This is a genomic window from Clostridioides sp. ZZV14-6345 (assembly GCF_020657775.1).
GTDB lineage: Bacteria > Bacillota > Clostridia > Peptostreptococcales > Peptostreptococcaceae > Clostridioides > Clostridioides difficile_D.
The window spans coordinates 12,218-36,185 of sequence record NZ_JAGWCX010000023.1 but is presented as its reverse complement, the minus strand read 5'-3'; the positions used below and the strand labels follow the sequence as shown (position 1 = coordinate 36,185).

At 23.4% G+C, this 23,968-nt stretch carries 29 protein-coding genes; 25 read left to right on the top strand and 4 right to left on the bottom strand.

The annotated features are described in order from the left end of the window. Positions 1-788: 788 nt before the first annotated feature. The 6 genes from KGF39_RS08175 to KGF39_RS08150 all read left to right on the top strand — a co-directional run bounded on the left by KGF39_RS08175 (position 789) and on the right by KGF39_RS08150 (position 7,159). Complete coding sequence (locus KGF39_RS08175) at positions 789-1,874, top strand: Rpn family recombination-promoting nuclease/putative transposase (protein ID WP_227821905.1); 1,086 nt, start codon at positions 789-791, stop codon at positions 1,872-1,874. Positions 1,875-2,011: 137 nt separating this feature from the next. Then, on the top strand, positions 2,012-2,224 hold the full coding sequence (locus tag KGF39_RS08170; protein WP_227821904.1) for an HTH domain-containing protein: 213 nt from the start codon (positions 2,012-2,014) through the stop codon (positions 2,222-2,224). A 112-nt stretch (positions 2,225-2,336) separates the two neighbouring features. Beyond that, positions 2,337-4,727, top strand: coding sequence for a CRISPR-associated helicase Cas3' (gene cas3 / locus KGF39_RS08165; protein ID WP_227821903.1), 2,391 nt, complete (start codon positions 2,337-2,339; stop codon positions 4,725-4,727). A gap of 140 nt (positions 4,728-4,867) precedes the next feature. Further along, positions 4,868-5,068: a hypothetical protein gene (locus tag KGF39_RS08160; RefSeq protein WP_227821902.1), complete on the top strand. Its 201-nt coding sequence runs from the start codon at positions 4,868-4,870 to the stop codon at positions 5,066-5,068. Between the two features lie 108 nt (positions 5,069-5,176). Continuing rightward, a complete protein-coding gene (srtB, locus tag KGF39_RS08155) occupies positions 5,177-5,833 on the top strand; it encodes a class B sortase (RefSeq protein WP_227821901.1) in 657 nt (218 codons plus the stop codon). A 525-nt stretch (positions 5,834-6,358) separates the two neighbouring features. Then, positions 6,359-7,159, top strand: a complete 801-nt coding sequence (locus KGF39_RS08150) for a hypothetical protein (RefSeq protein WP_227821900.1) — start codon at positions 6,359-6,361, stop codon at positions 7,157-7,159. Positions 7,160-7,424: 265 nt separating this feature from the next. Here KGF39_RS08150 and KGF39_RS08145 read toward each other — a convergent pair whose 3' ends face one another. Next, on the bottom strand, positions 7,425-8,108 hold the full coding sequence (locus KGF39_RS08145; protein WP_227821899.1) for a hypothetical protein: 684 nt from the start codon (positions 8,106-8,108) through the stop codon (positions 7,425-7,427). 359 nt (positions 8,109-8,467) lie between these two features. Here KGF39_RS08145 and KGF39_RS08140 point away from each other — a divergent pair, with 359 nt between their 5' ends. Then, on the top strand, positions 8,468-9,199 hold the full coding sequence (locus KGF39_RS08140; protein ID WP_227821898.1) for a LytR/AlgR family response regulator transcription factor: 732 nt from the start codon (positions 8,468-8,470) through the stop codon (positions 9,197-9,199). A 283-nt stretch (positions 9,200-9,482) separates the two neighbouring features. Here KGF39_RS08140 and KGF39_RS08135 read toward each other — a convergent pair whose 3' ends face one another. Then, complete coding sequence (locus KGF39_RS08135) at positions 9,483-10,070, bottom strand: hypothetical protein (protein WP_227821897.1); 588 nt, start codon at positions 10,068-10,070, stop codon at positions 9,483-9,485. A 159-nt stretch (positions 10,071-10,229) separates the two neighbouring features. On the opposite strand from KGF39_RS08135, the gene KGF39_RS08130 reads away from it, so the two are divergent. The 7 genes from KGF39_RS08130 (at position 10,230) to KGF39_RS08100 (ending at position 14,454) form a co-directional block, all read left to right on the top strand. Then, the gene (locus KGF39_RS08130; RefSeq protein WP_227821896.1) at positions 10,230-10,577 is read left to right on the top strand and encodes a helix-turn-helix domain-containing protein; all 348 of its coding nucleotides are present in this window, start codon (positions 10,230-10,232) and stop codon (positions 10,575-10,577) included. A 295-nt stretch (positions 10,578-10,872) separates the two neighbouring features. Then, a complete protein-coding gene (locus KGF39_RS08125; protein ID WP_227821895.1) occupies positions 10,873-11,220 on the top strand; it encodes a helix-turn-helix domain-containing protein in 348 nt (115 codons plus the stop codon). 2 nt (positions 11,221-11,222) lie between these two features. Next, entirely contained in the window at positions 11,223-11,573 is a 351-nt protein-coding gene (locus KGF39_RS08120) for a helix-turn-helix domain-containing protein (protein ID WP_227821894.1), read from the top strand. Between the two features lie 241 nt (positions 11,574-11,814). After that, on the top strand, positions 11,815-12,396 hold the full coding sequence (locus KGF39_RS08115; RefSeq protein ID WP_227821893.1) for a hypothetical protein: 582 nt from the start codon (positions 11,815-11,817) through the stop codon (positions 12,394-12,396). Between the two features lie 69 nt (positions 12,397-12,465). Then, positions 12,466-12,819: a BlaI/MecI/CopY family transcriptional regulator gene (locus tag KGF39_RS08110; protein ID WP_227821892.1), complete on the top strand. Its 354-nt coding sequence runs from the start codon at positions 12,466-12,468 to the stop codon at positions 12,817-12,819. 156 nt (positions 12,820-12,975) lie between these two features. Next, entirely contained in the window at positions 12,976-13,842 is an 867-nt protein-coding gene (locus KGF39_RS08105; protein ID WP_227821891.1) for a site-specific DNA-methyltransferase, read from the top strand. 33 nt (positions 13,843-13,875) lie between these two features. Continuing rightward, positions 13,876-14,454, top strand: a complete 579-nt coding sequence (locus tag KGF39_RS08100; RefSeq protein WP_227821890.1) for a hypothetical protein — start codon at positions 13,876-13,878, stop codon at positions 14,452-14,454. Positions 14,455-14,549: 95 nt separating this feature from the next. Here KGF39_RS08100 and KGF39_RS08095 read toward each other — a convergent pair whose 3' ends face one another. Together KGF39_RS08095 and KGF39_RS08090 are read right to left on the bottom strand one after the other, a co-directional pair. Next, on the bottom strand, positions 14,550-14,921 hold the full coding sequence (locus tag KGF39_RS08095; RefSeq protein WP_227821889.1) for a BlaI/MecI/CopY family transcriptional regulator: 372 nt from the start codon (positions 14,919-14,921) through the stop codon (positions 14,550-14,552). Positions 14,922-14,951: 30 nt separating this feature from the next. After that, positions 14,952-15,311 (bottom strand): hypothetical protein, encoded by a 360-nt coding sequence (locus KGF39_RS08090; protein WP_227821888.1) that lies wholly within the window; start codon positions 15,309-15,311, stop codon positions 14,952-14,954. 355 nt (positions 15,312-15,666) lie between these two features. On the opposite strand from KGF39_RS08090, the gene KGF39_RS08085 reads away from it, so the two are divergent. From KGF39_RS08085 to KGF39_RS08035, 11 genes are all read left to right on the top strand, one after another. Next, positions 15,667-16,701 carry a hypothetical protein gene (locus KGF39_RS08085; protein ID WP_227821887.1) on the top strand — a complete coding sequence of 345 codons (1,035 nt, stop codon included), beginning with the start codon at positions 15,667-15,669 and terminating at the stop codon, positions 16,699-16,701. 49 nt (positions 16,702-16,750) lie between these two features. Continuing rightward, positions 16,751-17,401, top strand: coding sequence for a YiiX/YebB-like N1pC/P60 family cysteine hydrolase (locus tag KGF39_RS08080; RefSeq protein ID WP_227821886.1), 651 nt, complete (start codon positions 16,751-16,753; stop codon positions 17,399-17,401). A 654-nt stretch (positions 17,402-18,055) separates the two neighbouring features. Further along, complete coding sequence (locus tag KGF39_RS08075) at positions 18,056-18,607, top strand: hypothetical protein (protein WP_227821885.1); 552 nt, start codon at positions 18,056-18,058, stop codon at positions 18,605-18,607. 83 nt (positions 18,608-18,690) lie between these two features. After that, positions 18,691-19,470 (top strand): hypothetical protein, encoded by a 780-nt coding sequence (locus KGF39_RS08070; protein WP_227821884.1) that lies wholly within the window; start codon positions 18,691-18,693, stop codon positions 19,468-19,470. Continuing rightward, complete coding sequence (locus tag KGF39_RS08065) at positions 19,463-20,029, top strand: hypothetical protein (RefSeq protein WP_227821883.1); 567 nt, start codon at positions 19,463-19,465, stop codon at positions 20,027-20,029. The genes KGF39_RS08070 and KGF39_RS08065 overlap by 8 nt, the downstream gene beginning before the upstream one ends. Positions 20,030-20,261: 232 nt before the next feature. Then, positions 20,262-20,936, top strand: a complete 675-nt coding sequence (locus KGF39_RS08060; protein WP_227821882.1) for a hypothetical protein — start codon at positions 20,262-20,264, stop codon at positions 20,934-20,936. An 11-nt stretch (positions 20,937-20,947) separates the two neighbouring features. Beyond that, a complete protein-coding gene (locus tag KGF39_RS08055; protein WP_227821881.1) occupies positions 20,948-21,238 on the top strand; it encodes a hypothetical protein in 291 nt (96 codons plus the stop codon). 65 nt (positions 21,239-21,303) lie between these two features. Continuing rightward, positions 21,304-21,993 carry a hypothetical protein gene (locus KGF39_RS08050; RefSeq protein WP_227821880.1) on the top strand — a complete coding sequence of 230 codons (690 nt, stop codon included), beginning with the start codon at positions 21,304-21,306 and terminating at the stop codon, positions 21,991-21,993. Positions 21,994-22,020: 27 nt separating this feature from the next. Continuing rightward, the gene (locus KGF39_RS08045; RefSeq protein WP_227821879.1) at positions 22,021-22,857 is read left to right on the top strand and encodes a hypothetical protein; all 837 of its coding nucleotides are present in this window, start codon (positions 22,021-22,023) and stop codon (positions 22,855-22,857) included. Positions 22,858-22,882: 25 nt separating this feature from the next. Further along, entirely contained in the window at positions 22,883-23,239 is a 357-nt protein-coding gene (locus KGF39_RS08040; protein ID WP_227821878.1) for a hypothetical protein, read from the top strand. A 5-nt stretch (positions 23,240-23,244) separates the two neighbouring features. After that, complete coding sequence (locus KGF39_RS08035; RefSeq protein WP_227821877.1) at positions 23,245-23,934, top strand: ThiF family adenylyltransferase; 690 nt, start codon at positions 23,245-23,247, stop codon at positions 23,932-23,934. Positions 23,935-23,968 lie beyond the last annotated feature (34 nt).

Sequence of the window (23,968 nt, the reverse complement as noted above, 5' to 3'; positions counted from 1 at the left end):
AAATAATGCTTATCTTTTTTAGTAGAAAATTTTATGCATTAAAAAATATTGAATATAATTTCAATATTTTAAGATACCATTTAATTTTAATTTCTGTAATACTCTTTATCTATTTAAATATTAATGGCTTTTTTTATAAAGAGGATTTAAATGACACGGTTTTTTTAGTGAGAAATGTTTTTTTACAATCATTCCATTAGCTATGATAAACATAACTCCTATATTTGATATAGATTCTTTGTCAAATAGATGGGTTAAGAGATTTGAGCCTACAAAATAATATACTTAAAACAAATGATAGTTTATCAATATAAAGAAATGAGTCCTGCTTTAAGAATTTATTTCTTTATTCAGCTTTTCTTACTTTTACTCCTTCTTTTTCGTTACTTAACCTTTTAAACTCCAATATATTCATAAATATATTCCCAATTACTCGTCTTTTAATCTATTAGTAATATAGAGCTTATTGTTAAAAGTGGTTAGTCATATATACTGACTAATTGCTTTCCTGTATTTTTTAATTTTAAATAATGCAATTTCTCTCTAGATTTAATTACTTTTATACTTCAAAAACATTTATATTAAAGTACAATAGGTCCTAATATATTAAAAGATTTTTCAAAAAAAAAATAAATCTGCCCCATATTATTTATGTAAATAAAAAATAAGCTATTTTAAGCAAACAAAGAATTAAATTGCATTAGTCAATTAAATAATGAGGGGGGTAATTATATTAAAAAGAGATTAATTAAGAAAAAATTGGTATAATAAAAAAAAGAGGTGTTAAAATGAAACAGATATTAGAAGAAAAATCTAAAATTACTAAAATATCAAAGGAATATAAGCGAACTAGAATTGAAGAAAAAAACAGAGAATGGACTCAAAAACTAAATGATATACTCAGTAAGGGTGATTTTTCTAATGAGGAATTACATAAAATCAAAAATTTAATTCCAGAAGAGATATTGACTAGTGAAAATGTTGGCGAAGTTGTGACAGAAGATGGTTACGCTAAACCTGAATATGACGAAGTATTTAAATCATTATTTACTTTAAACAATGATTATGATTTACTTGTAAGTTTTATAAATGATATTCTAAATGATGCTCCACATGCTAATAGGAATATTAAGCCATTTACGAAAATTAAGAAAGTAATTAGAGTTGAAACTGACCCAACTATTAATTATATTGGAGAGAAAAGGCCTAGACTTGATATTTTAGCTGAAGATGAAGAAAATAATCACATTAATATTGAGATGCAAAGAGCTTTTGAGGACGATTACTTAGAAAGAGCTGAATATTATCTTAGTCGTGTGCATGGTAGAAAATTAGAAGAAGGTAAAGAATACAAAGAAATTGGAAAAACTATTGGAATACACATATTAAATCATGTAAAATATAATCAAATAGATGATTATATAAATTGTATGAGATTAACTATGGATGGTCATCCAAATATTTATTCAGAAAAAACGGCATTGTACTTTGTAGAGCTTCCTAAAATTAACAGATATAACAATATAGTAAATAGAATCATGTTGTGGGGAAAATTAATTAGTAATCCTTCTAATTTAGATGTTAGGTTTATAGCTAAGAATGATTCTGTTGTTAAGAAAGCTTTAGATAGGCTAAAAGAGCTAGGAAGCAATGAAGACTATTTATTAAATTTAAAGCGAGGTGCATATATTATGAATAAAAGTAGAAACTTCAAAGAAGAAATTTTTAAAGAAGGCATTGAAAAAGGGAAAAGAGAAGAGAAATTTAATTTTATCATAAAGTTAAAAAATAAAGGTTATAATTTAAATGAAATATGTGACATTATAGATGATTTAAATAAATCAGAGGTCGAAAAAGTATATAATCAAAACTAATAAAAATAAAACATTAACTAAATAGTTAATGTTTTATTTCTTTAAATCTAAATGTAATAGTTTCGCAGTTATATTTTACTCCATACAATAATAGTTCACCAAGAAATGTTAAACTTGAATAAAGGTGGTGTATTTATATGAGTAAAATAGAAAATGTAATTAAAATTATATTACTTCTAAGAAAAAATGAAAATTTAAAATCTAGTGAAATATCCAAAAAAATAGGTATATCGGAGAGACAAGTAAAGGAATATATATGTCAACTAAGAAAGGCTGGAGTTGACATCAAAAGTAAACCAGGTATTAAGGGAGGATATTGTATAGAAGAGTGTCCATTTTGTATTAGATAAATGAAGATATTAAAATATAAGAAGAAATTTTAAAGAAGGTACGAAAGATAGATGACTATTAGAGTTGCAAAAGAAAAAAATTATAAATTACTTTAAAGGATAGGTGTTTAACATGAAAAAGGAACTATTAGCTGGACCATGTAATTTAAATATCAATAAAAAAGAGCAAACATTAGTTGAACATATTAAAGATTTATTTGAAGTATTAGAATCTATATTAGACCCAGATTTGTATTCATATAAAGATATAGAAATACTAAAGATATGCTGTGCTTTGCATGATCTAGGAAAAATTAATTTAATTGTGCAACAAAAAATAGAAATTAATAATAAAATATCATCTAGTTTTTCAAAAGAAGAAATAGAAAAATTAGAATATGAAAAAAAATCTTTAGAAAAGATAGCAAGACACAATGTATTTTCTGGAGCATTTTTGCAATCAATATTGGAAAAAATGAATTTATCAGAAGAAGATAAGTTATACATATATAAAACTATAATGTTACATCATGGAAACTATATAGATTATATGAAATTAACTACTACTAAAGTGCAAGAAGAAATTTATAAGTATATTGAGAGTGGAATTTTAGAAAATAAAGATTCTTTCAATCTAGAAGATATAGAAAATTATATAAAATACATTTTAGATATAGAATTTAAATTCAATGAAGATATGTTAGATTATGATTATCTAGACAAAGTAAGCGAGAATATGGTTATAGAAAGTGATTATAACAATGGTCAAATAGATGACTCGGTTTTAAATGATAGAAGGTCTAAACATATTTTTTATAAAGGAATGTTAAATTTAATAGACCATAGAGCTCAAAGTATAAATAAAGATATAAAATTCTATAATGATTTTACAGATAAAGAAATTGATGAGATGATTTTAATTGATATCTGTAAGAATCATTCTGATTTAGAAAAAAGTAATGTAGAATTTAATATTATACAAAAAAGACTGAGAGAGCTATCTGGAAAAAATGTATTGACTGTTGACTTTACAAACTCAGTAAAAACGTATGCTGATGATAGAAAACGATTTAAAAGAAAATTATTTTTGGTTTCAAATCAATTATCATTAGAAAGTCTTTACATAAAAAATATATTTAAGAATAAAAATAATTTAGATAGAAGAAATGATGATTATATTGGGTTAATTGATGGTGATATAAACTTATATTCATATACTGAAAACAATAAAGAACTAGATTTTGTAGTAACATCAAGGGATATAGATTTAAGTGTAAACTTTTGTAAACCATATATAATTGCAACAATTGACCAGTTATTACTTAGTATGTTTAAATTTCCAGGATATGAAATGACATTTGCAGCTATTAAAAATTCATCTATAACTATTGATGAGGTACATTTGTTGCATCCAAAGATATTTTTGATTTTAATATATTTTATGCAATTTGCATGTAAGTATTTAAATGTTGACTTTCACTTAATGACAACTATACTTCCAAAACCGTATAAAGATCAAATGATAAGTAAGGGCATTATTTTTCAAGAAGAATGTAATGAAAACATTACTGATAAAGGAGAAATAGTTTTTATTGAGAGCAACAAGGAAGAAGAGCTTTGTGAAGGTAAAAATGTAAAGGTTTCTTTTATAAAGGAAAAAGAAATTAAGTTAATAGTTGAAGAAGCTTTAGAAAAGAAACAAAGAATTCTAATAATAAAAAATACTATTGATTCAGCTAATAGTGCATATGAGTTTTTAAAAGAAAACTTATCAGATAAATATAATGGTATAGATATAAATGTTTTGCATAATAGATTTAAATTCAAAGATAAAAAAGATAAATATAGTAAAATATTAAATGGAAAAGGGGATATTTTGATATCTACTCAAGAAATATCATTAGACTTAGATTTCAATATAGTAATAAGTGATTTAGCACATATGGATTGTTTAATACAAAGGATGGGTAAATGTAATATAAATAATAAATATGAATATGGAAATTTTTATATTCTACCTAGTGAAGATAACTTTTATGATAATAAACTTAAGAATGCAACTAAAGATATCTTAAATAATACCTTAAATACTAATTCTATTTTTACAATGAGTCTTAGAAAAAATATTTTGGATTATTATTATGATAATGGTATGGTTAAAAAATATTTTGAAGACAGTTTTAGCAATTGTGATAAAGAAATTAAGAATATTTTTGGTATATATAAAACTCATTTTGATGGTTTAGACCTAATATTTAATTTTGAACCTTATAAAAATATTATTGATAATGAGAAAGAAGCATCTAAGCTTTTCAAATCTACTGAAATAAGCTGTAAAATAATTCTAGAAGAAGATTTTTATAAGGAAGATAGAGACTTGCGAAATGATTCAATTCAAGTATCAGGATTTATATTTAATAGATTTTATTATCTAGGATTAATAACTCCATTAGAAGGATATATGATACTAAAATCTAGCAATAAGTTTGAATATAATAGTACTGTAGGTCTAATCTTACAATAAATGTATATCAAATATATAAATAAAGACAATATACTATAATTTAGTGTATTGTCTTTATTATTAGGAAAGCTTTAGATAGGTTAAAAGATCTAGGAAGAAATGAAGAATATTTATTAAATTTGAAAAGAGGTGCATATATTATGAATAAAAGTAGAAACTTCAAGGAAGAAATTTTTAATGAAGGTATTGAAAAAGGTAAAAGAGAAGAAGCTAGAAGAAAAGATCATAAGCTAATTGTAATGTTAAAAAAGAATGGTTTTAAATTAGATGATATATTAAGCAAATTTGATGATTTTGATCTAAGTGAAGATGAAATTAAAGAAATTTATAATAACAATTAATCTAAAAACATTAGCTATCCAGCTAATGTTTTTTTATAAAATTAACAAGATTTATTTAAAAACAGTGTAATATAAATAGGCATACTATTTTTGATTTGAGGTGAAATATTGAAAAAACTATACAAGTTGATAATTAACATTACACTAATATTGGTAATAATTTACAGTACACTTAACATATGCTTAAAGCTTACCAAATATAATCATAATAATAAAATATCGTTGCAACTTCAAGAAATAGAAAATAAAAAAGAAGACTTGTCAAAGATAAACAAAGATTTTAAATTTTGGATTTCTATTGATAACACAAATATAAATTATCCAGTTGTTCAATCTAAAGATAATTCTTACTATCTAGATAAAAATTTTTATAAAGAAAATTCTATCTCAGGTACATTATTTATGGATTATAGAAACAAAACTCTTAATGGCCACAATATGAAAAATAATACTATGCTTAATAATTTAAATAAGTTTAAAGATGATAATTTCTTTAAGGAAAATAATCAAATTAAAATCACTATGAATGGAAAAAAATTTTTATACAATATATTTTCTGTTTATATTGTAGATTCAGATTATGATTATTTAAAAACAAACTTTGATAGGCAATTAGAATTCCAGAACTATATAAATACTATTACTTCTAAATCATTACACAAATCACCTATTAAATTAAATAGTAGTAATAAAATCGTTACACTTTCTACATGTACCTATGAATTTGATAATGCTAGAATAGTAATTCATGGCAAATTAATATAAGCAAAATAGTCATAGTAAATTTAATTTGCTCATGTGATAATCCCTTTTATATTTATTTAAATAAATATTTGAATATTAAAAAGTATTTGTTATCAAATGATTTAAATAAGTATAGTTCTATCTCCAATCTAGTATTAATCTTATATTATCCTTAAATAATCATTATACATTTTTTAAAAATATTTTACTTGGTACAGATATACTTCACCAAACATTGTTATAATTAAGTTAAGAGAACTTAAAAAAATCAATTTATTTAATTATAAAAATATTTTCTCAAAAAAAATATGAAAATGCCACATATTATTTATGAGAAGAAATAAGCTAATTTTAGCAAATAAAAAACTAAGTTGCATTAGACAGCTAAATAAAAAAAGAGGTGTAAATATGAGAGAAGATGTAAAGGAATCAAGTTTAAGAAGAAAGGAAAAAATGTTTACATTTAAATTAGAAGAATCTAAACTTAAAATTCTATAAAAACAATCTAATTCTTCAAAATAAAATTTAATTGTATGAGGTGAAAAAATGAATGAAGAAATGAGATATGAATTTGAAACATCCAGAGGGATTTGTGAACTTGTAATATCAAAAAATTTAAAGGAAAAAAAATTTGAAATCGAAACATTGGCGATAGATGGAAACTTATTAAAAGATAGAGGAGAAAGGTGGGCTGAGCTTACTTATTACTGCATGAAATTTGTAATTGAACTTGGTCATGAAGTTGCTAAGCGAGCAGGAAAATTATTTAATATGAAAAAAAAGAAGTTTTATATTAAAGCTCCAGCTGAACTTGAAAAAATGAGAGACGAATTTTTAAAAAAAGCTTATCAAATAGAAAGAGACTATTATAACAATGTTTGGGAAAATTTAGACGAAAATGAAACTATTGAATTAGTAATTGGAACATCTCGTTTTTACATTAACGACAAAGAAATAAATCAAAGCACTAATTTAAAAGAAATAATGGATGAAATAGATAAAGTGGCATATGAGGTAGGAGGAATATTTAAAAAAAGAAAAACTTTCGAGTTTGCAGATACTTGCCAAGTTACTAAAAAAACTTTATTGGAAGCAGCAGAAAAAGCAAAACAAATTTTAGCTGAAAAGCAAGAAAAAATCGAGAAACAAAAAGAAGACAGAAAGCAAAAAGAACAGGAAAAAATAGCAAGATTAATTGAAGAAGCAAAAAGAACAGGGCAAAAGCAAGTGGTAAAGAGTTGGGCTGTATCTTGCAACGACCCAAACGAAACTTGCGACTTAGATATAATGACGGAAATGATAGACAAAAATGGCAAAATAGAGATAATTAGAAGCCACACATATTAAGCAATAAGCGTTAGAAGGTATCTACATAAAGGTTGTATGTTAAAATTAAGTGTACAGCCTTTTTTAAATTAATATAAGAATATAGTTTAACTCTTAGAGTAAATGTATATCAAATATATAAATAAAGACAATATACTATAATTTAGTGTATTGTCTTTATTATTTAGTAGTTGAAAATAAGGATTAAGTTTTTATATTTAAGTTTATTATATCTACTAGGTATATTTCTCTGTTCTTTTATGAAGTACATTCTTAATATTTTCTATCAACACTGTACCTCTAATTCTTCTATAAATTTTGAATCATTTTTATGGTAGAAAACATCTACTTCAGATATTATGCATAAAAATTCTTCTAAGATTTTTACTTTAATAGATAAATATATATTATTCAAGCATTCTTCCCATTTACTTGTAAGATTATATTCAAGAATATTACATTCCTCATCGTCTTCTCCAATTTCAATGTCAATTTCATTTTCATATTCATATTCAAAGTTTTCCGAATAAGCTTTTATAACTAAATCATCTATTTCTGATTTATGTAAAATTTTTCCTTGATAATTTTTTAATTCTTTTATAAAATTATCTTTACACTCTTTAATTTTCACATATTTTTTAAACATCTGATATATCTCAGTATAAATGTCATTCTTTATTTTCTCTTTTGCTGAAGACCTGCTCATAGTTTCTTGTTCTATAATATTTTGAATAATATCATCAAAAATAATGATAACATCATATAACAATTCATCTATATTTATATAGTCATATATATTTTTTTTATAATGATAAAAGAAAAACATCTTTTCATCTTTCATAAAAAATCCACCTGTTATTTCTTCTAGATCTTCATACTCAACACATTCTAACATCCTATCTAGTTTTTCTTCTATCTTTACACCAAACACATCAAAATAGTTACATGCTTTCATCTTTTTAATCTCCATTTTTTTACCTCTCTAAATTAATTATTTTTAAATTTTTAACCCATTTTTCATATTTAAAGATATTTTCTTTTTATACTACTTCATAAACTAATATCTCTCTATAATCTATTCTTTTTTTCATGATTATTCATGCTTTAAACACTCTCCTCATTGCTAACATGTAGCTTATTTTTTAATTACTAGAAATTAGCTTATTTTTTTACATAACTAATATGGGGCATTTTTCGATTTTATTTGAAAATATATTTGAGTTTAAATATTTGTATAGTAATCATGATATAATATATTCTATTAGAATACTTTTTTATCTTATAGAATACTATTAGAATACTTTTTTTAATATGAGGGAGGCATTATTTATGTTTTTATCAATAGCTATTTGTGAAAATGAAATATCTTGTATAAATACAATAAAAGAATATTTATACAAAATTATCAATGAAGATGAGATAGATTATGACATAAGTTTGTTTTATTCAGCTGAAGAACTTATTAAAAACTATCCTAGTAAATTAGATATACTCATTTTGGATATTAAAATGAAAGGTATTAATGGTATAGAAGCAGCTAAAAAAATTAGAACATTTGATGAATATGTAGATATTATTTTCATAACATCTATGATAAATCATATTTTAGATACTTTTGAAGTAAAAGCTTATAGATATTTATTGAAACCTGTTAACTATGAGGTTTTAAAAAGTTACATGAATTCATATATATATGATTTTATATCTAGAAATAATAAAATATGTATTAATTCAAAACATATAGGATGTAATTCAAGCTTATTTCTTAAAACAAGTGAAATTGTATATATAGATGTAATGAAAAAAACAGTAACTATACATACAGAAAAAAGAAATCATATTTTATCAACCAGCTTAAGTAATTTAGAAAATCAACTCACAGATTATGGTTTTTTCAGATGTCATCATAGTTTTTTGGTGAATGCAAGAAAAGTAGTAAAGATTGAAAAAAATACAGCATTCCTGGAATACAATAATAGATTAATAGAAATACCAATAAGCAAACATAAAGCTAAAGACTTTAAAAGTAAGGTTACATTATTTTTAAAAATTCTACTGTAGTAGTTTCCTTTCCTATACCCAATTAAGCTTTATAATGTCCAGTTGGGCAAAATCATTGAAACTACATCTATAAAATGATATTGTTTATTTATCAAAAAAAATAGGAGAAGAAATGTTTTAAAAACTATTATAATAATTAAAACCTGAAATTTGTTATATTTTAATAATCGTTTTTATTTCGCATGAATATAGCTTAATAATTATCAAGATATTAGTAATATCTTGATAATTCTAAATCTAAGATATATAACTAAAAATAAACTTAAGATAGAATATTGAAATTTTAATACTCTATCTCAATTAAAAAAGACTTTATATACTTGTTATCTTTATCAATAGGTATGTCTAGTACTATAGCTAAATTCATGCAGTCTATATGACCTTTTAAAAATAGATATTTAGTCATTAAATTATTTAATTCCTCATCTAATTGAACATACTCTTTTAATATATCTCTATCTATATTATAAAGAAAATCATTTATATCTATTTTTAAAATCTTATTAAGTTCTTCCAAATATTTCGAATTGTTTCTTCTAAAATTCTCAATTGATATATTTGAAAGCCTGTTTAGCTCTTTAAGAATATCAAATTTAGATGACATGTATAATTTAATAAAATGTTTATATCCTGATTTGTATTGAAAATCAAATTCTAGGCTATGAATAGCATATTTCTGTTCTCTATAAGATTCAAACTTTTCTCTATCATTAGAGGATAGCTTTTTATCTATGATACTAGAAAGTTTATAGTAAGAATTAAAGATAGCTATATTTTTCCTTTTTAATTCTTTTAAAGCATTATTCTGACACTCGCTTAAGAAATTATCAAACTCTTCAGTGATACTAAATTTATAAATAATATTTTCCAATTGTTTTATTCCTCTCATTAGACTTTATAGTATGTAAATTATTTATTAACATGCTATTTGCATATATTTTTAACACGTATAGTATATCATTAAAATAAATCATCTTCAACGAAGAATGTCAGATTTTATAAATTATTAACAAAAATAGGAAGGATGCAAATGTTAGAATCAAATAAAATAGAAAGTATAATTGGGAAAAGAATAAGGAATTATAGAAAAAGATTAGGATATAGCCAAGAAGTATTATCAAAAAAAGCAGGAATATTTCCAGCTTATTTAGGTCAAATTGAACGTGGTGAAAAAAGAGCATCACTTAATAGCATTTTAAAAATTGCAAATGCATTAGAAATGCCTCTTGAAATATTATTTGAAAATATTGTACTGAATGAAAAACATGTTGATACTATATCTTCTCAGTGTTATGAATTAATTGATGGTCTAACATTGAAAGAACAAAAAGCTATTTTTAAATTAATAAAAGAAATTATAAAATATAGAGAGTTATAAAAACATGTTCTACTGTCAATATTAAACTTGAACTTAAAAGTTATAAATTCTATTTTTAAATTTTTATAAACTATTGTATAGATACCAGTAAAAGTTTTTGGTATCTATATTTATATAAAAGATATAGATAATCATATTTATCTTCTTTTTGTCAAATATTATATATACATATATTACTAAAATAATATACTATTTGCATATATTTATAACACTCATAGTATATTATTTATATATAATTATCACCTAAATATATATGTTCATAAATTACTAATATAGTTAATTAGGAAGGATGCAAATGTTAGAACTGAATAATATAGAAAATATAATTGGAAAAAGAATAAGAAATCAGAGGAGAAGACTAGGATATAGTCAAGATGTATTGGCTAATAAAACAGATTTATTTCCTGCGTATATTGGACAGATTGAAAGGGGAGAAAGAAGAGCATCTCTTCGATCTATTTTAAAAATTGCGAATGCACTAGAGTTACCTTTAGAAGTATTATTTGAAAATATTATACAGAATGAAAAGTATGTTGATACCATGTCTTCGCAGTGTTATGAACTAATTGACAGTTTAACTTTAAAGGAACAAGAAGCTATTCTTAAATTAGTAAAAGAGATCATTGACTATAGAAAATTATAAAAATGAATACTGAAGATAAAACATTAATAGGGAAAAGGATCAGAGAGCAAAGAAAAAAATTAGACTTAACTCTTGAAGATATTTATAAATCAACAGGTTTATCAAAAGCATATATTTCAAATATAGAAAAGGAAGTAAAAGCTCCTAGTCTCATTACTTTTATAAGAATTACTAATTCACTAAATATCTCATCTAACTGTATTTTGAAAAATGATGACAAGCTTAATAAATTACAATCAGGTTCATTAACTAGTAATAGTATACATGAACTTATTAGTGACTTAGATAGTAAAGAATTGACTCTTATAATTGACATTATACAATCAGTCATAAAAAATAGAAGCATAAAGTAATAGAAATCTAATAATAAAAAAGATGTCTTAATAAATTCAGACATCTTTTTTATTTGTAATTATATCTAGTTTTTTCTCATTAACAGTAGCAATTCTATACTAATATTTATTTTAATCATAAATATGAAATTTAAAATCCATAGAATATAAACATCCCACTTATGCTTATTTTATGTTAATATATACATATAGTATATGTTTTATAATTTAAATGCCTATATGTCGCAAAAGGAGCTTAATTATGATAAAAATACAAGGAAAAAATGGTAAAAAAATTATAAAAAAAGAAATTGAAATTGAGTACATAGATTTTAATATAGCTGAAAGTGGGAAATGTATAAGAGAGAATGTATGTGCTTATAAGTTAAAGGCCTTATCTCTTAATAGTAATATAGAAGCTTTAAATTTTATAGAACCAAATGGAAATAAATTAGAATTTTTTATAGAGAAAATTAACACCTTATCAAAGAGAAATCGTACAGTATATATCTCAGCATTTTGTCCAGATTTATTTATACCTAATGATAAAAATGATTTATCAAAGAGAATTAATAAAGTAAATATAAAAATTTCACCTATCCTAATTGTTTTTGAGGACCAAAAAACAATTATAAAATTTCAGAAATTTTTATTCCCAAGATTTTGGCATAAATATATGAAAATAATTTGGCTAAAAAATAATAATTATCCAATACATTCAAATAAAGCTACTAAAACTTCAACATCCTATGAAGTAACATATATAAATAATATGGTTATATTCAAGTACTATATTTCAAAAACATACAGAAATTATACATATATTGCTAACCCAAATATATAATAACTTTTATTTTATAAAATGGAATAGCTTTGATATATACATTTTTTATAAGAAAGGAATATAATTTATATGTCTATAACAAAAATACCAAAATCAGAATTTAAAATAATGAAATTTATTTGGGAAACAGATTATGAAATGTCTTCTAAAAATATAGTGTATGCTATGGAAAATAAATACAATTGGAAACCTTCTACAACCCTTTCATTATTATCAAAGTTAGTTAAAAGAAATTTTTTATCAACTGAAAAAATTGGTAGATACACACATTATAAAGTTATAGTTGAAAATAGAGACTACTTAAACTTTGAAACTATGTGTTTTTTTGATAATATACATTCAAATTCAATAGAAAGTCTAATCAAATCTTTAGAAGATTGTAATCTTATTAATGACACTTTTATGAAATATATAAAACTATAAACTCATTTTAAATATAACTTCAAAATATAATAACCTCCTTAAATAAAATTTTCAAAAAATGATTAAAAATGAACCATATTAGTTATAAAGATAAAGCTGATTTATAGCAAATGAAATTATAAGCTGCATGTGTCAGCAATAAGGAGGTAATTGGATATGAGAAGTTTAGTAAGCTATAAAGAAAGAGGAGATTATGGAAATGCTAGTTATCGTGGAAATACATCAGGTAAACTTATCGTTGATCTACTTAATGTTTATCACTCTGATTGTATTAGTGATTATATGTGTGGAAGTAATACAACTGGAGATGTCGCAGATAAATTAGGTATTCAATCTAATTGTTATGATTTAAACATGGGATTTGATTTGATAACAGATGAGATAAAGGAGCGAAATAAACTCATATTTTGGCATCCACCATATTGGGATATTATAAAATACAGTGGACACGTTTATGGGAGTACTCCATTAAAAAATGATTTATCTCACATTAAAGATTATTCTTTATTTATGAAAAAAATAAATTATTGTTTATCAAAACAGTTTGCATCATTAGAAAAAGGTGGCAGACTCATAATTCTTACAGCTGATATAAAAAAACAGGGAAAACTATATTCTATGTTGCTAGATATGGATAAAATAGGAACTTTAGAACAAATAATTGTAAAAGAACAGAATAATTGTCTTAGTGATACAAAATCTTATAAAAAAGAAAATTTCATAAGGATAGCTCATGAAACAGCAATAGTTCTTAGAAGAGATTATTCATATACATTAGATTTTTCAATAGTACAAAAAGGTACTTGTGACTTAAGAGATAGTATAAGCATAACTTGGAAGGACTTAGTTGCTACTGTAATAGAGAGATTAGGAAAAATAGCAAAATTAGAAGATATCTATAAAGAAATTGAAGGTCATAAAAAGTGTAATTCAAATAAATTTTGGAGAGAAAAAGTTAGGCAAACACTTCAAATAAATCCTATTTTTACTAGACGAGAAAAAGGTGTTTGGGCAATATTATAAACTTTAACTTTAAAATTTATAGGAGGTATTTTTATGACTGAAAGTTTAAAAATAAATATAAAATATTATGATAAAATCATAGATAGATACATAGAAACTTGCATATCAAAGGAAGAAATTTCTAAATGTGGAGCTTTTATAAATAATAAAAAGCTGTATCTGTCTCCTGCTGATAAAAATCTTGATACAATTATGTATAATGATTTTGAGCTATTTAACAATTTATTTAATAAGTATAAAACTCATCAAATTTCATTGTGTGAGCTGAAGAATGCTATTAAGAATAGTCTTTATTCATTACTTTATTACTATAATTCAAGACAAGATGATATATCAAGTATAATATCTAACTTAAAACCTATGCTTGGTAAGATATATACATATGATATATTTAGTGAAGAGGTAAGAGAAACTATTGATTTTTATATTGGTATCTTTGAATGGCCAGAAGACACTTCTGATTCAATTTTATATGAATTAAAAAATGGGTTTTGTACTCGTGAGATTTATAATAACCAAGAAAATCTACGAATCAGTTTCATTCCAAAGATAATACATCATGATTTTCCTTCAAAATCTTTAATCGAAATTACTAAAGTTTCCTTATACTAAATGAATTATTTTATAAAATTTATATTATAAACTCCAAATGAAAAGCTATATTATATAAGAGTATTATTCTCTACTAATATAGCTTTTTTGATTTTTTATTTTAAATAGTACCTCCAAATTTCTAGGTATTCTTTTTCCATATCTGTTAATTGCTCACAAGTTATTAATGAATCTAAGAAATTAACTAATGAACCGTCAAATACATTACGAATGAATTCTTCAGTTTCAAAGTTTATGTATTCATTCCTCATAACTATAGCTTTATAATAAGTATATTTTCCAATTTTTTTTGAACTTAAAATACCTTTATTAATTAATCTTGATAGTAGTGTTAATGTTGTAGTTTGTTTCCATCCATATCTTTTATACATAATATTAGTAATATTAATTGATGCTAATTGAATGTCTGAATCCCAAATAAACTTCATTACTTTTAGTTCTGCTGGTGCTATCTTTCTTATTATCATATTATCTATTCCTCTCATATTTTTTCTTTCTTATTTTTTACTAAACTTAGTAAATGAATAATCATTTGCTAAATCTCTAAAAGCTTTTTTCCCAAGTGTATTTAATTGTATATATTCAGAGTTGTTTAAAATAAATTCTTTATGTGATTCTATGTTTATATACAAGATATCTTTTTCATTTCCAAATTTAATAAGATTTCCATTTTCATCACAATCAATCAAAAATACAAATTCATCTAATTGCACTATCTTAAAAAGCTCATATCTGCCAAACTCTTCTTTATCTACAGATAAAAGTATATCTCCTATTTCTAAAGTATCAAATTTAACACCTGTTTCATTCTCTATATTCTCCTTTAATAAACTTAAACTTTTTTTGTTATTTTTCATAATGCCTCCTTTGATATTTCTAAATTATTTTTACTAAATTTTTAACTACTAAACCATATTTTTTCTCCTTTCTCTATATTGACAATCGCAACTTAGATTTTATTTGCTAATAGATAGCTATTTTATATGTCCTAAGTAATATGGTTCATTTTAAAGATTTTTTTGAAAAAATTAATTAGGATATCTTAATTGATATGCTATTTTATGTTTTATATTAATAATTTATTATATTATTCTACATAATTTTGCCCACTTATGAACTTTAAACGACCATTTATGAGAAAATATTGATTTTTCTGAAAAAATGTGATACTATTCAAGTAGAATCAATTATATATAAATATTAGGAGGGTATATGAAAAAATTAGCATTATTATCTTTATTGATTGTAACAATTACAGGTTGTTCAAAAACTGCTGATGAAGAATATAAATATGCTACTATTAACACATCTATGGAAAATAGCTCTATAATTTCTTTATATGATTCAGATGGCAATTACAAAGGTGATAAAAAAATCAACTATGGAGGAATTACCTTAGCAGGTTTTAAAAAAATAGGAGATGATACTAATGAAAATATTTATTACATAGCTCCTGTAACAAACAGTAGCGTAAATGATTTTGTTCTCCAAATAAATAAAAATTCATTAAATCCTAAAACTATAGTGTCATCTAAAGGAAATAATCCAACTTTTTTTATATCTGATAAAAAAAATATCTACTCAGGATCTTCTAGTCTAGACGAAATCTCACTTTCTAAAACAAATTTAAAATCTAATCAAGTACTAAAATCGACAATATTAAAAGATTTAGGCATAGGAATAGTATTAGTTGAAAACAATGAAAAATTATATTTAATATCATTTAAAGAAATTTCAAGTAAATATAAATTAGTTCTATCAGTTCTAAATAAGGAAAATTTAAATGTTGAAAAAAGCATTGATATATCAGACGGAAGTTATGTAACAGGTGCAAAAATCATAAATAATAATCTATATATATTAAAGGAAAGAGATGGTAATGATGCACTTTCAAATAAAATGATAAGAATTAACTTAAATGATTACTCATCTAAGATCATTGAATTACCTTTTGATAATTTATCTCAAATATTTGATGATAAAAACTATCTGTACATAACCGAAAATAACTCTTTGGGTGAAACAACTAAACATAGGATAGCTAGATTAGATATAGATAGTTTAGAAATAAATCAATATGAAACAAAAAATGAGCATATTTCAAGCTGTATAAATAAAGATGAATTTTTATCTTCTGATGGAAAAAAAATCTATATTTATAATTTAAGTGATTTTAAACTAAAAAAATCTATTAAATTAAAAGAATATGAGAATAAGACTTTTGTATCGTTTTTTATTAATAATTAATTATTCTTTTGAATAGTTAAAATATAAAAATATAAAGGGGATGTGAATTATGAGGATTAAAAAATATGTTTCAGGTGCTTTAGTATTAGGTCTAGTTTTTGTCAATTCAAGTATACTATCATTTGCAAATGAAGTTCAACAGGTTGAAAGTCAAAGTGATGAAGCTATTATTCAAAAACAATTAGATGGATTTGAAGAAATAGATCAAGAGTTACGTGAAAATGGTGTAGAAAGTACAGATAAAGACCCAAACATTGAAAGAGCAACATCAGGTACATATCCAACAAGGATAGGTGCTATACTTGTTACTAAAGATGGTAAATTCGGAAAACTTATAGGACATGCAGGAATAGTTCATACAGCTACAACTACAGTTGAATCTTTCCCTGAAGGTGGGGTAAAGGTTTATAATAATAATTGGCGTGATAGATATAATAGTGTCTATGGTTTAGGCGTAAGAAAAACTACAACAGCTCAAGATAAGACTTCATCAACATGGGCATACAATAAAAGAAATCTACCATATAACTGGGTATTTGAGCAACCAGAACTTACAAATTCATTTTATTGTTCTCAATTAGTTTATAAAGCATATAAATCAACTGCAGGTGTAAATTTAAATTATGAAGGAGGAGCTGTATTTCCATATGATTTAGTAAAAACAGGTGAAACATATACATCTTACACTAAAAACGTTTAAGCATTTATAATTTTATCTTGATATAGATAGTACAAGGGTTTAATTAAATGATATGCTCCCTTTCTAGTGTATAGTTTAAATAAAAAACTATTATCATTAAGGGAGCATATTTTTATGTTAAAGTGGAAAGAAGTGTGTCCGAATTAGCTAATACAGTAAGTATATGCAATGAACGATTTAGAGAATGGATTAGTATATAGGCTTAATGGAAATGAAGATTTGAAATCATTTTCTAAAAATACAACCTCTCATCTAAAGATTAAACACCTATTGATTATCTTTCTGGATAAGGTCCTTTTATGATATATGTGGTAAATATAATATTTCTTCTCATTCTATATCTTAGCATTACATTATAAAACCCCTAATATTAATATAAATAAATCTCACAATACAAGAGAAAGAAAAATTATGATTATAAAATAGATAAATAATATCTAATTAAAGAATTAAAGAAGTTTGTACTAGTTGAAATATGAAATAGGCTGAACATATAAATATGTTTGGCCTGTTTTGTATGTTTATAAAACAATGAAAATTAAATTTATTTCAAAAATATTTAATTTTTATCCCATATTATAATTAATAAAAATTTTAAGCATTTTAATGTATATAAAAATAAGCTGCATGTGTCAGCAATTAGGAGGAATATTTATGATTAAAGTAAAAAAATTAAATAAACATAGTATATTTTTTATTGTAAATGTTTTTAAAAAGTTACGTGTAAGTATATACCTATTAATTTCATTATTGTGTCTACTATTGATTTTACCAAAACAATTAATCTATCTTTTATTGTTAATTTTATTGTTTCATTCAATTAATAAGTTATATGAAAACAAACCCAGTAACATCAATTTTCCATATAAAACTATCAAAAGTAATATTTATTCTTTTGATAATATGAAAGCTATTGATACTTATAATGAATCTGAATTTAAAGATACATTATTTATTAATCAAGTAATTGATGAAAAAGAATATTATACACTACATGATTTTGAAGTAGATTGGAAAGTTTATATTGAAGAAACAATTATAAATATAACAGTTGTAAAACTATTTTATTATGACAATAGAACTATAGCAAAAATATATGTACTTGATAATAGCATAGATATATATTTTGATGATAGCATAACACTTGAAATACTTTACTATAAACTACAAGAGTGTAGTTCTTTTTCAGAGCTTTCCTCACTCTAAAATTATTTAGATAAAGTACTGTAAAAATCAATAAACTTTGATAATATTAATATAAATATACTCAAAAGGAGAATATAATAAAAATGTTAAATTCATATGAAAAAAATAAATTTAATATAAATGGTACTTTTGGAGCAAATGCTTCATCTAAGGGTATGTTATATAAATGGACCGCTTATCTAAATGGACAACTAATATATATAAAAACTGGTGTTAAGTATAGAAATACATATAGCAATATTCAACCATTGACAGAAGTATTGGTATCTCAAATATTGGATAGTTTAAAAGTAAATCATGTAAAATATTACTATGACAAAATAAACAGAAATGATAAAGTATATGATATTTGTTATTCCTTTGATTTTGCAAATTTATCTAAATATATCACAATGAGAGAACTTGTTGGCAATAACACTGATGATTTATATAATCATTTAATAAATAATCTTAATATAAATAAAAAAGAGTTGGATACTATGATAATAGTAGATTTCTTAATTAATAATATTGATAGACATCTAAGAAATTTTGGTATGCTTCAAGATGAAAAAGGTACTTTAAAATTTGCACCTCTTTTTGATCATGGCTTTGCATTATATGGAAATATCATTGATGAGGAGTTGGAGCTGGATGATCCTGAATTTCTTGAATCAATAGATGAATGTAAACCATTTCGAATATCACATTATGAGCAAATTGAGTTAATATCAGATATAAGTCTAAAAATTAATACTAATGAAATATTAGAAATTGTTGATAGCTATAAAGATCTTTTGAAACAACATAGATTAGAATGTATTAAACACTTATTAAAAGTAAGAATTGAATATTTAAAAGAGAGGGGAATTTTATATGAATAATTTATTTTATGATAAGCTAAATTTTGATGATAAACTAATCATCAAAAATAATGGAGTAATCGGAAACAATGACTTATATTTTTTAAAATATAAAAACGATACAGCAGGAATCTTAATATATAATATAATAAATGATAAATTCTCATTTAAGCAAAATAAAAATTATAAGGGAATGAACCCATTTCCAATAACAAATATTTTCAAAAATTTAGATAGTGATAAATGGGATGAATTTATAAGAATTTGGATTGAGGAAAGAGTTATTCAAGAATGTAGACCAGAGGTACCTTCTATATTAAAAGAATTTAAATTAGGATATTATGATGTTTGGGATATTTGTAGAAGTAATCTTGCCATGAGTGTAGAAGATTTCTTTTGGATTACAAAAGATAACACTCTAAGGTATGAAGATTTTAACATCCGTTACTGTACTTTAAATAATATTACTCCTATTTACAAACCTCCTTTTCCTATTGTTAGATATCCAAATTATTTTGAGAGAGAAAAAATAAGAAGTGGTGAAGCCTGGAAATATGAACTAAAAAATACTAATTCTTAAACATTTTTAGATTATATATTCTTATTCGTACCATAAAAAATAATGTTAATAATTAAAACTGTTATTAAGTGATTATAAATCATTCTAATAACAGTTTTTTTATTTTCTTATAAAAATTTTCAAAAAAGACTCCTAAATGCCCCATATTATATACAAATTAAATTAAAGCTATCTTTTAGCAAATAAAAACCAGCTGTAATTATCAGCATAAAAAATAAAAGGAGGTCTTTTCATGAAATCAAAAACTTTATCATTATCTTTACTCTATCAAAAAGAATTAGGTGAAATATTTAAAAACTTTAACGAAATTAACAAACAAAATATTCTTAAAACAAGGAGATTTTTATTCAATCTAGGGTTCGAAGTAAGATATCCAGCTAGAACAAACACTGCCTTAAAAAAATTTAAATCTAAGGAAAATAATGAAGAAAAAGAAGTTGCATTATTTTACTCAAAATTAGATAGTACAAATAATATCATTACAATCACTAGAGAAAATACAATAAAAATACTTATGGAAGATGGAAATATATCTGGCATAAAAAAGTTTTTATTTAATTTAGGATTTAAGGTAAGTCATGCCAATAATATGGATATTAAATTTAGAAAAACTACAATGAAAAAAAATAATGAAAAAAAATCAGTTGTACTACTTTATTCAAAATCTAGTAAAACAAATGGAACTATTGTAATCCCTAAAAATAATGCTTTAGGACTTTTAGATGAAGAGTTCCACCTTGTAAGATGTGCAAATTGTGTCCATTATGATGATTCTTTGTATGAGTTATTGGGATTTAATATGCCTTGTTGTGATTTCACTAATAAAACAATTAATAATTGTATGAAATTTCATAAATGTAATTCTTTTTATGAAAATAAACTAAAAGAATCAAATTATGAAAATTAGGAGTGATTTATATGATTAACTTTAATGACTTAGAAAATAATCTCAATCAAATACAAACTTTATCAGATGATGATATCTTGATAAGAAAATTACTTCAAATGTGTAGTATTTCAGAATCAGAAGATGTAGATGACGATTTTTTAATAAATTTACCAGCTAGAATCTTTATTAAGGTTTTTGATATTCTTTTTAAAAAAGATCCTTCTAAAAATTCTCATCTAATTGATATGACTCTTTTTGAATTTTTGAATTCAAGTATATTATCTACAAACATGAGCATGGATGTAGATGAAATATATTAAGCTAAACAAAAAAATCTTAAACTTACAATATTATTAATATTAGATTGTATGGAGGTAGTAAAACAATGAAAGATATATCATTTAAATTTTTAGAGGACAGTAATGTTATACATTGCATAGAAAATTTAAATGGCAGAAAAAAAAGTTATGATATTAATGTATCAGATTTCATGAGTAGCTTAACTTCTGCCTATAAAACGAAACCAAAAAAACAAATTTTCAAGCCTATTTATAATCATATTTATAAAGAACATGACAATATAAAATTCATTCATTCTATTCAAACAAATAAAAATACATATGTTTATGTATTTCTTAGAAAAAAATCCCCTTCTCCTATGTCATTTGGTAAAGATTATTATAGTGATGTAGGAATGCCAAACTTATTATTTGCTATAAAAGTTGTTAATAACATATTTAGCAGACTATTCATAGTTGCATCTGATACTGAGCATATAAAAGAAAATACTCAATTGTTTTTTTATCCATTTACAAATACACCTGGTCCTGAAACAAGTGCTTGTATTGGATCAAATAATATTAATTTAAATCTTAATAATTTTGATAATTTATTTTTAATTCCAAATATATTTTTTAGTATGCCAAATACAATTGACTATTTTTCTATAGAAAGAAATACAAAACACTTAGAATTTCTTGCTTTATTAGAACATCTAAATCATAAAACATTTGATGACAATTTATTAGTAGAATGTTGTATTTATGATGAATGGATTAAGTCTATTTGTAAGTAATATTAGTGTACTTATTGGAGGTAAAAGATGATTTTTTTATTAGGTAAAAATAATTGTAAAATAAAATGTGAAGTATTAAATATAAAATATATTACTAATGATGGAAGTGTTATAGAAAAGTCCGTTGATACAACTCAACTATTCAATTTATATACATCTTGTGATGTTTCACTTTTTGAGTTACTTGATAACAAAGGAAATTACTTAGAATTTATCGTTGAAGATATCAAACATCTATTTGATGAAGAATATAATTTGGATCTATATATATATTGTGCAGAATTAGAGAAAACACCTATAATTTTCAAGAAAAAAATTTTAAATACTATGTGTAAAGCACACATTTGCATTGTCAAATCTGAAAAAACAAATAATGGCAAGTATGAAAGCTTATCCTTTCCTAAGAATTGGACAAGAAAGATGCAACACTATTGGTTAAGAAAACATAACTATCCTATAGCTACAGAATATTATAATGTAGTTCATGATTATTTTACAGAAGAATACTTATCATGCCATGTAAAATATAAAAAAAATATAGTTAACTTATTTTGGAGTTACAGTTTCTATCCAGATGAGTATTTAATTTTCAACAAAAAAACTCTACACAAGATAAATAAAGGACCTGTATATGTAATAAAAAAAGAAGAAACTTTAACTGGAAAGTATCATGTAATTTCTTTCCCTATTGACTGGACACAAACCATGCAAATATATTGGTTAAAAAATAGTAATTATCCTATATATAGAGAGTCTTACAATATTCCTTATGAATATTTTTCAAAAGATTATATCTCTTGTTCTGTGGAATATAACAATAATATTGTAAAACTTTTTTGGAATTGTGACATTAATAAATATTAATTAAAATATAATGGAGGATATGAAAATGAATTTTGAAAATTTATTTAAAGAACACTTTGAAGTATTAAAAAAGGAGAAAAAAACAACAAAGAATACTGAAAATAATTTAGAAAAAAAGGTTATTAATCCTTATCTAGAGCTAGAAAACGAATGTAAAAAATATACTAAGATAATAGTGAAGGTTTTTGGAAAAACATTAATAGAATTAGAAACAGAAGAAGAAATAAATGCTTTAAAAATAGAGGAATTAACAAAAAAAATACTTCATGATTATGGATATATAGAGCTTGGTAGAACCCCTAAATGGATGCTTGAACCTAATGATGATAAAACTACTGGCTATTTATCAGCAACATATAGCAATTTTAAATGTAAGGGGTAAAAAATATGTATAACATAATAATAGTAGGGTGTGGTGCAACAGGTAGTCACTTAATAACATTATTGTCTCAATTATCAATCTCAGAAAGGAGAATTAATGAGATTATACTAATTGATGGAGATACTGTTGAAAATAAAAACTATCGTAACCAAAAGTTTACTAGTAAAGATCTAGGTAAAAATAAAGCTGAAGTTCTTGCAAAAAGATATAGTAAATTAATGATAAATATTTCATTTATTGATAAATATTTAGAGAGTAAAGAAATGATTACAGATATAATTAAAAACTCTTTCAAAAAATTTATACTAATTGGATGCGTTGATAATAATAAAGCTCGTACTGTACTTAATGATGTATTTAATGATAATGATATTGAATCATTGGTATATATTGATACAGGGAATGGAGAAGGAAATGACAGAACTGGACAAACTGTAATTGGGTTAAAAGATAATAAAAATATAATTAAACAACCTGTTTGTAGCTATTTCCCTGAAATTTTAAAATATAATGACGAGTATGAAATAGTTGAAGAAGGATATACTTGCTCTAATATAAGTGAACATCCTCAAAATTTTGCAACAAATGTATTGAGTGCAACAACTGCGTTTATTATAACTAATAACATTGTATGTTTAAATAAACTATATAAAAACATATACACTTTTGATACAGACATGATTTCATTAAAATAAAAATTTAACTTTAATAATAAAGAGCTGGTTTTAT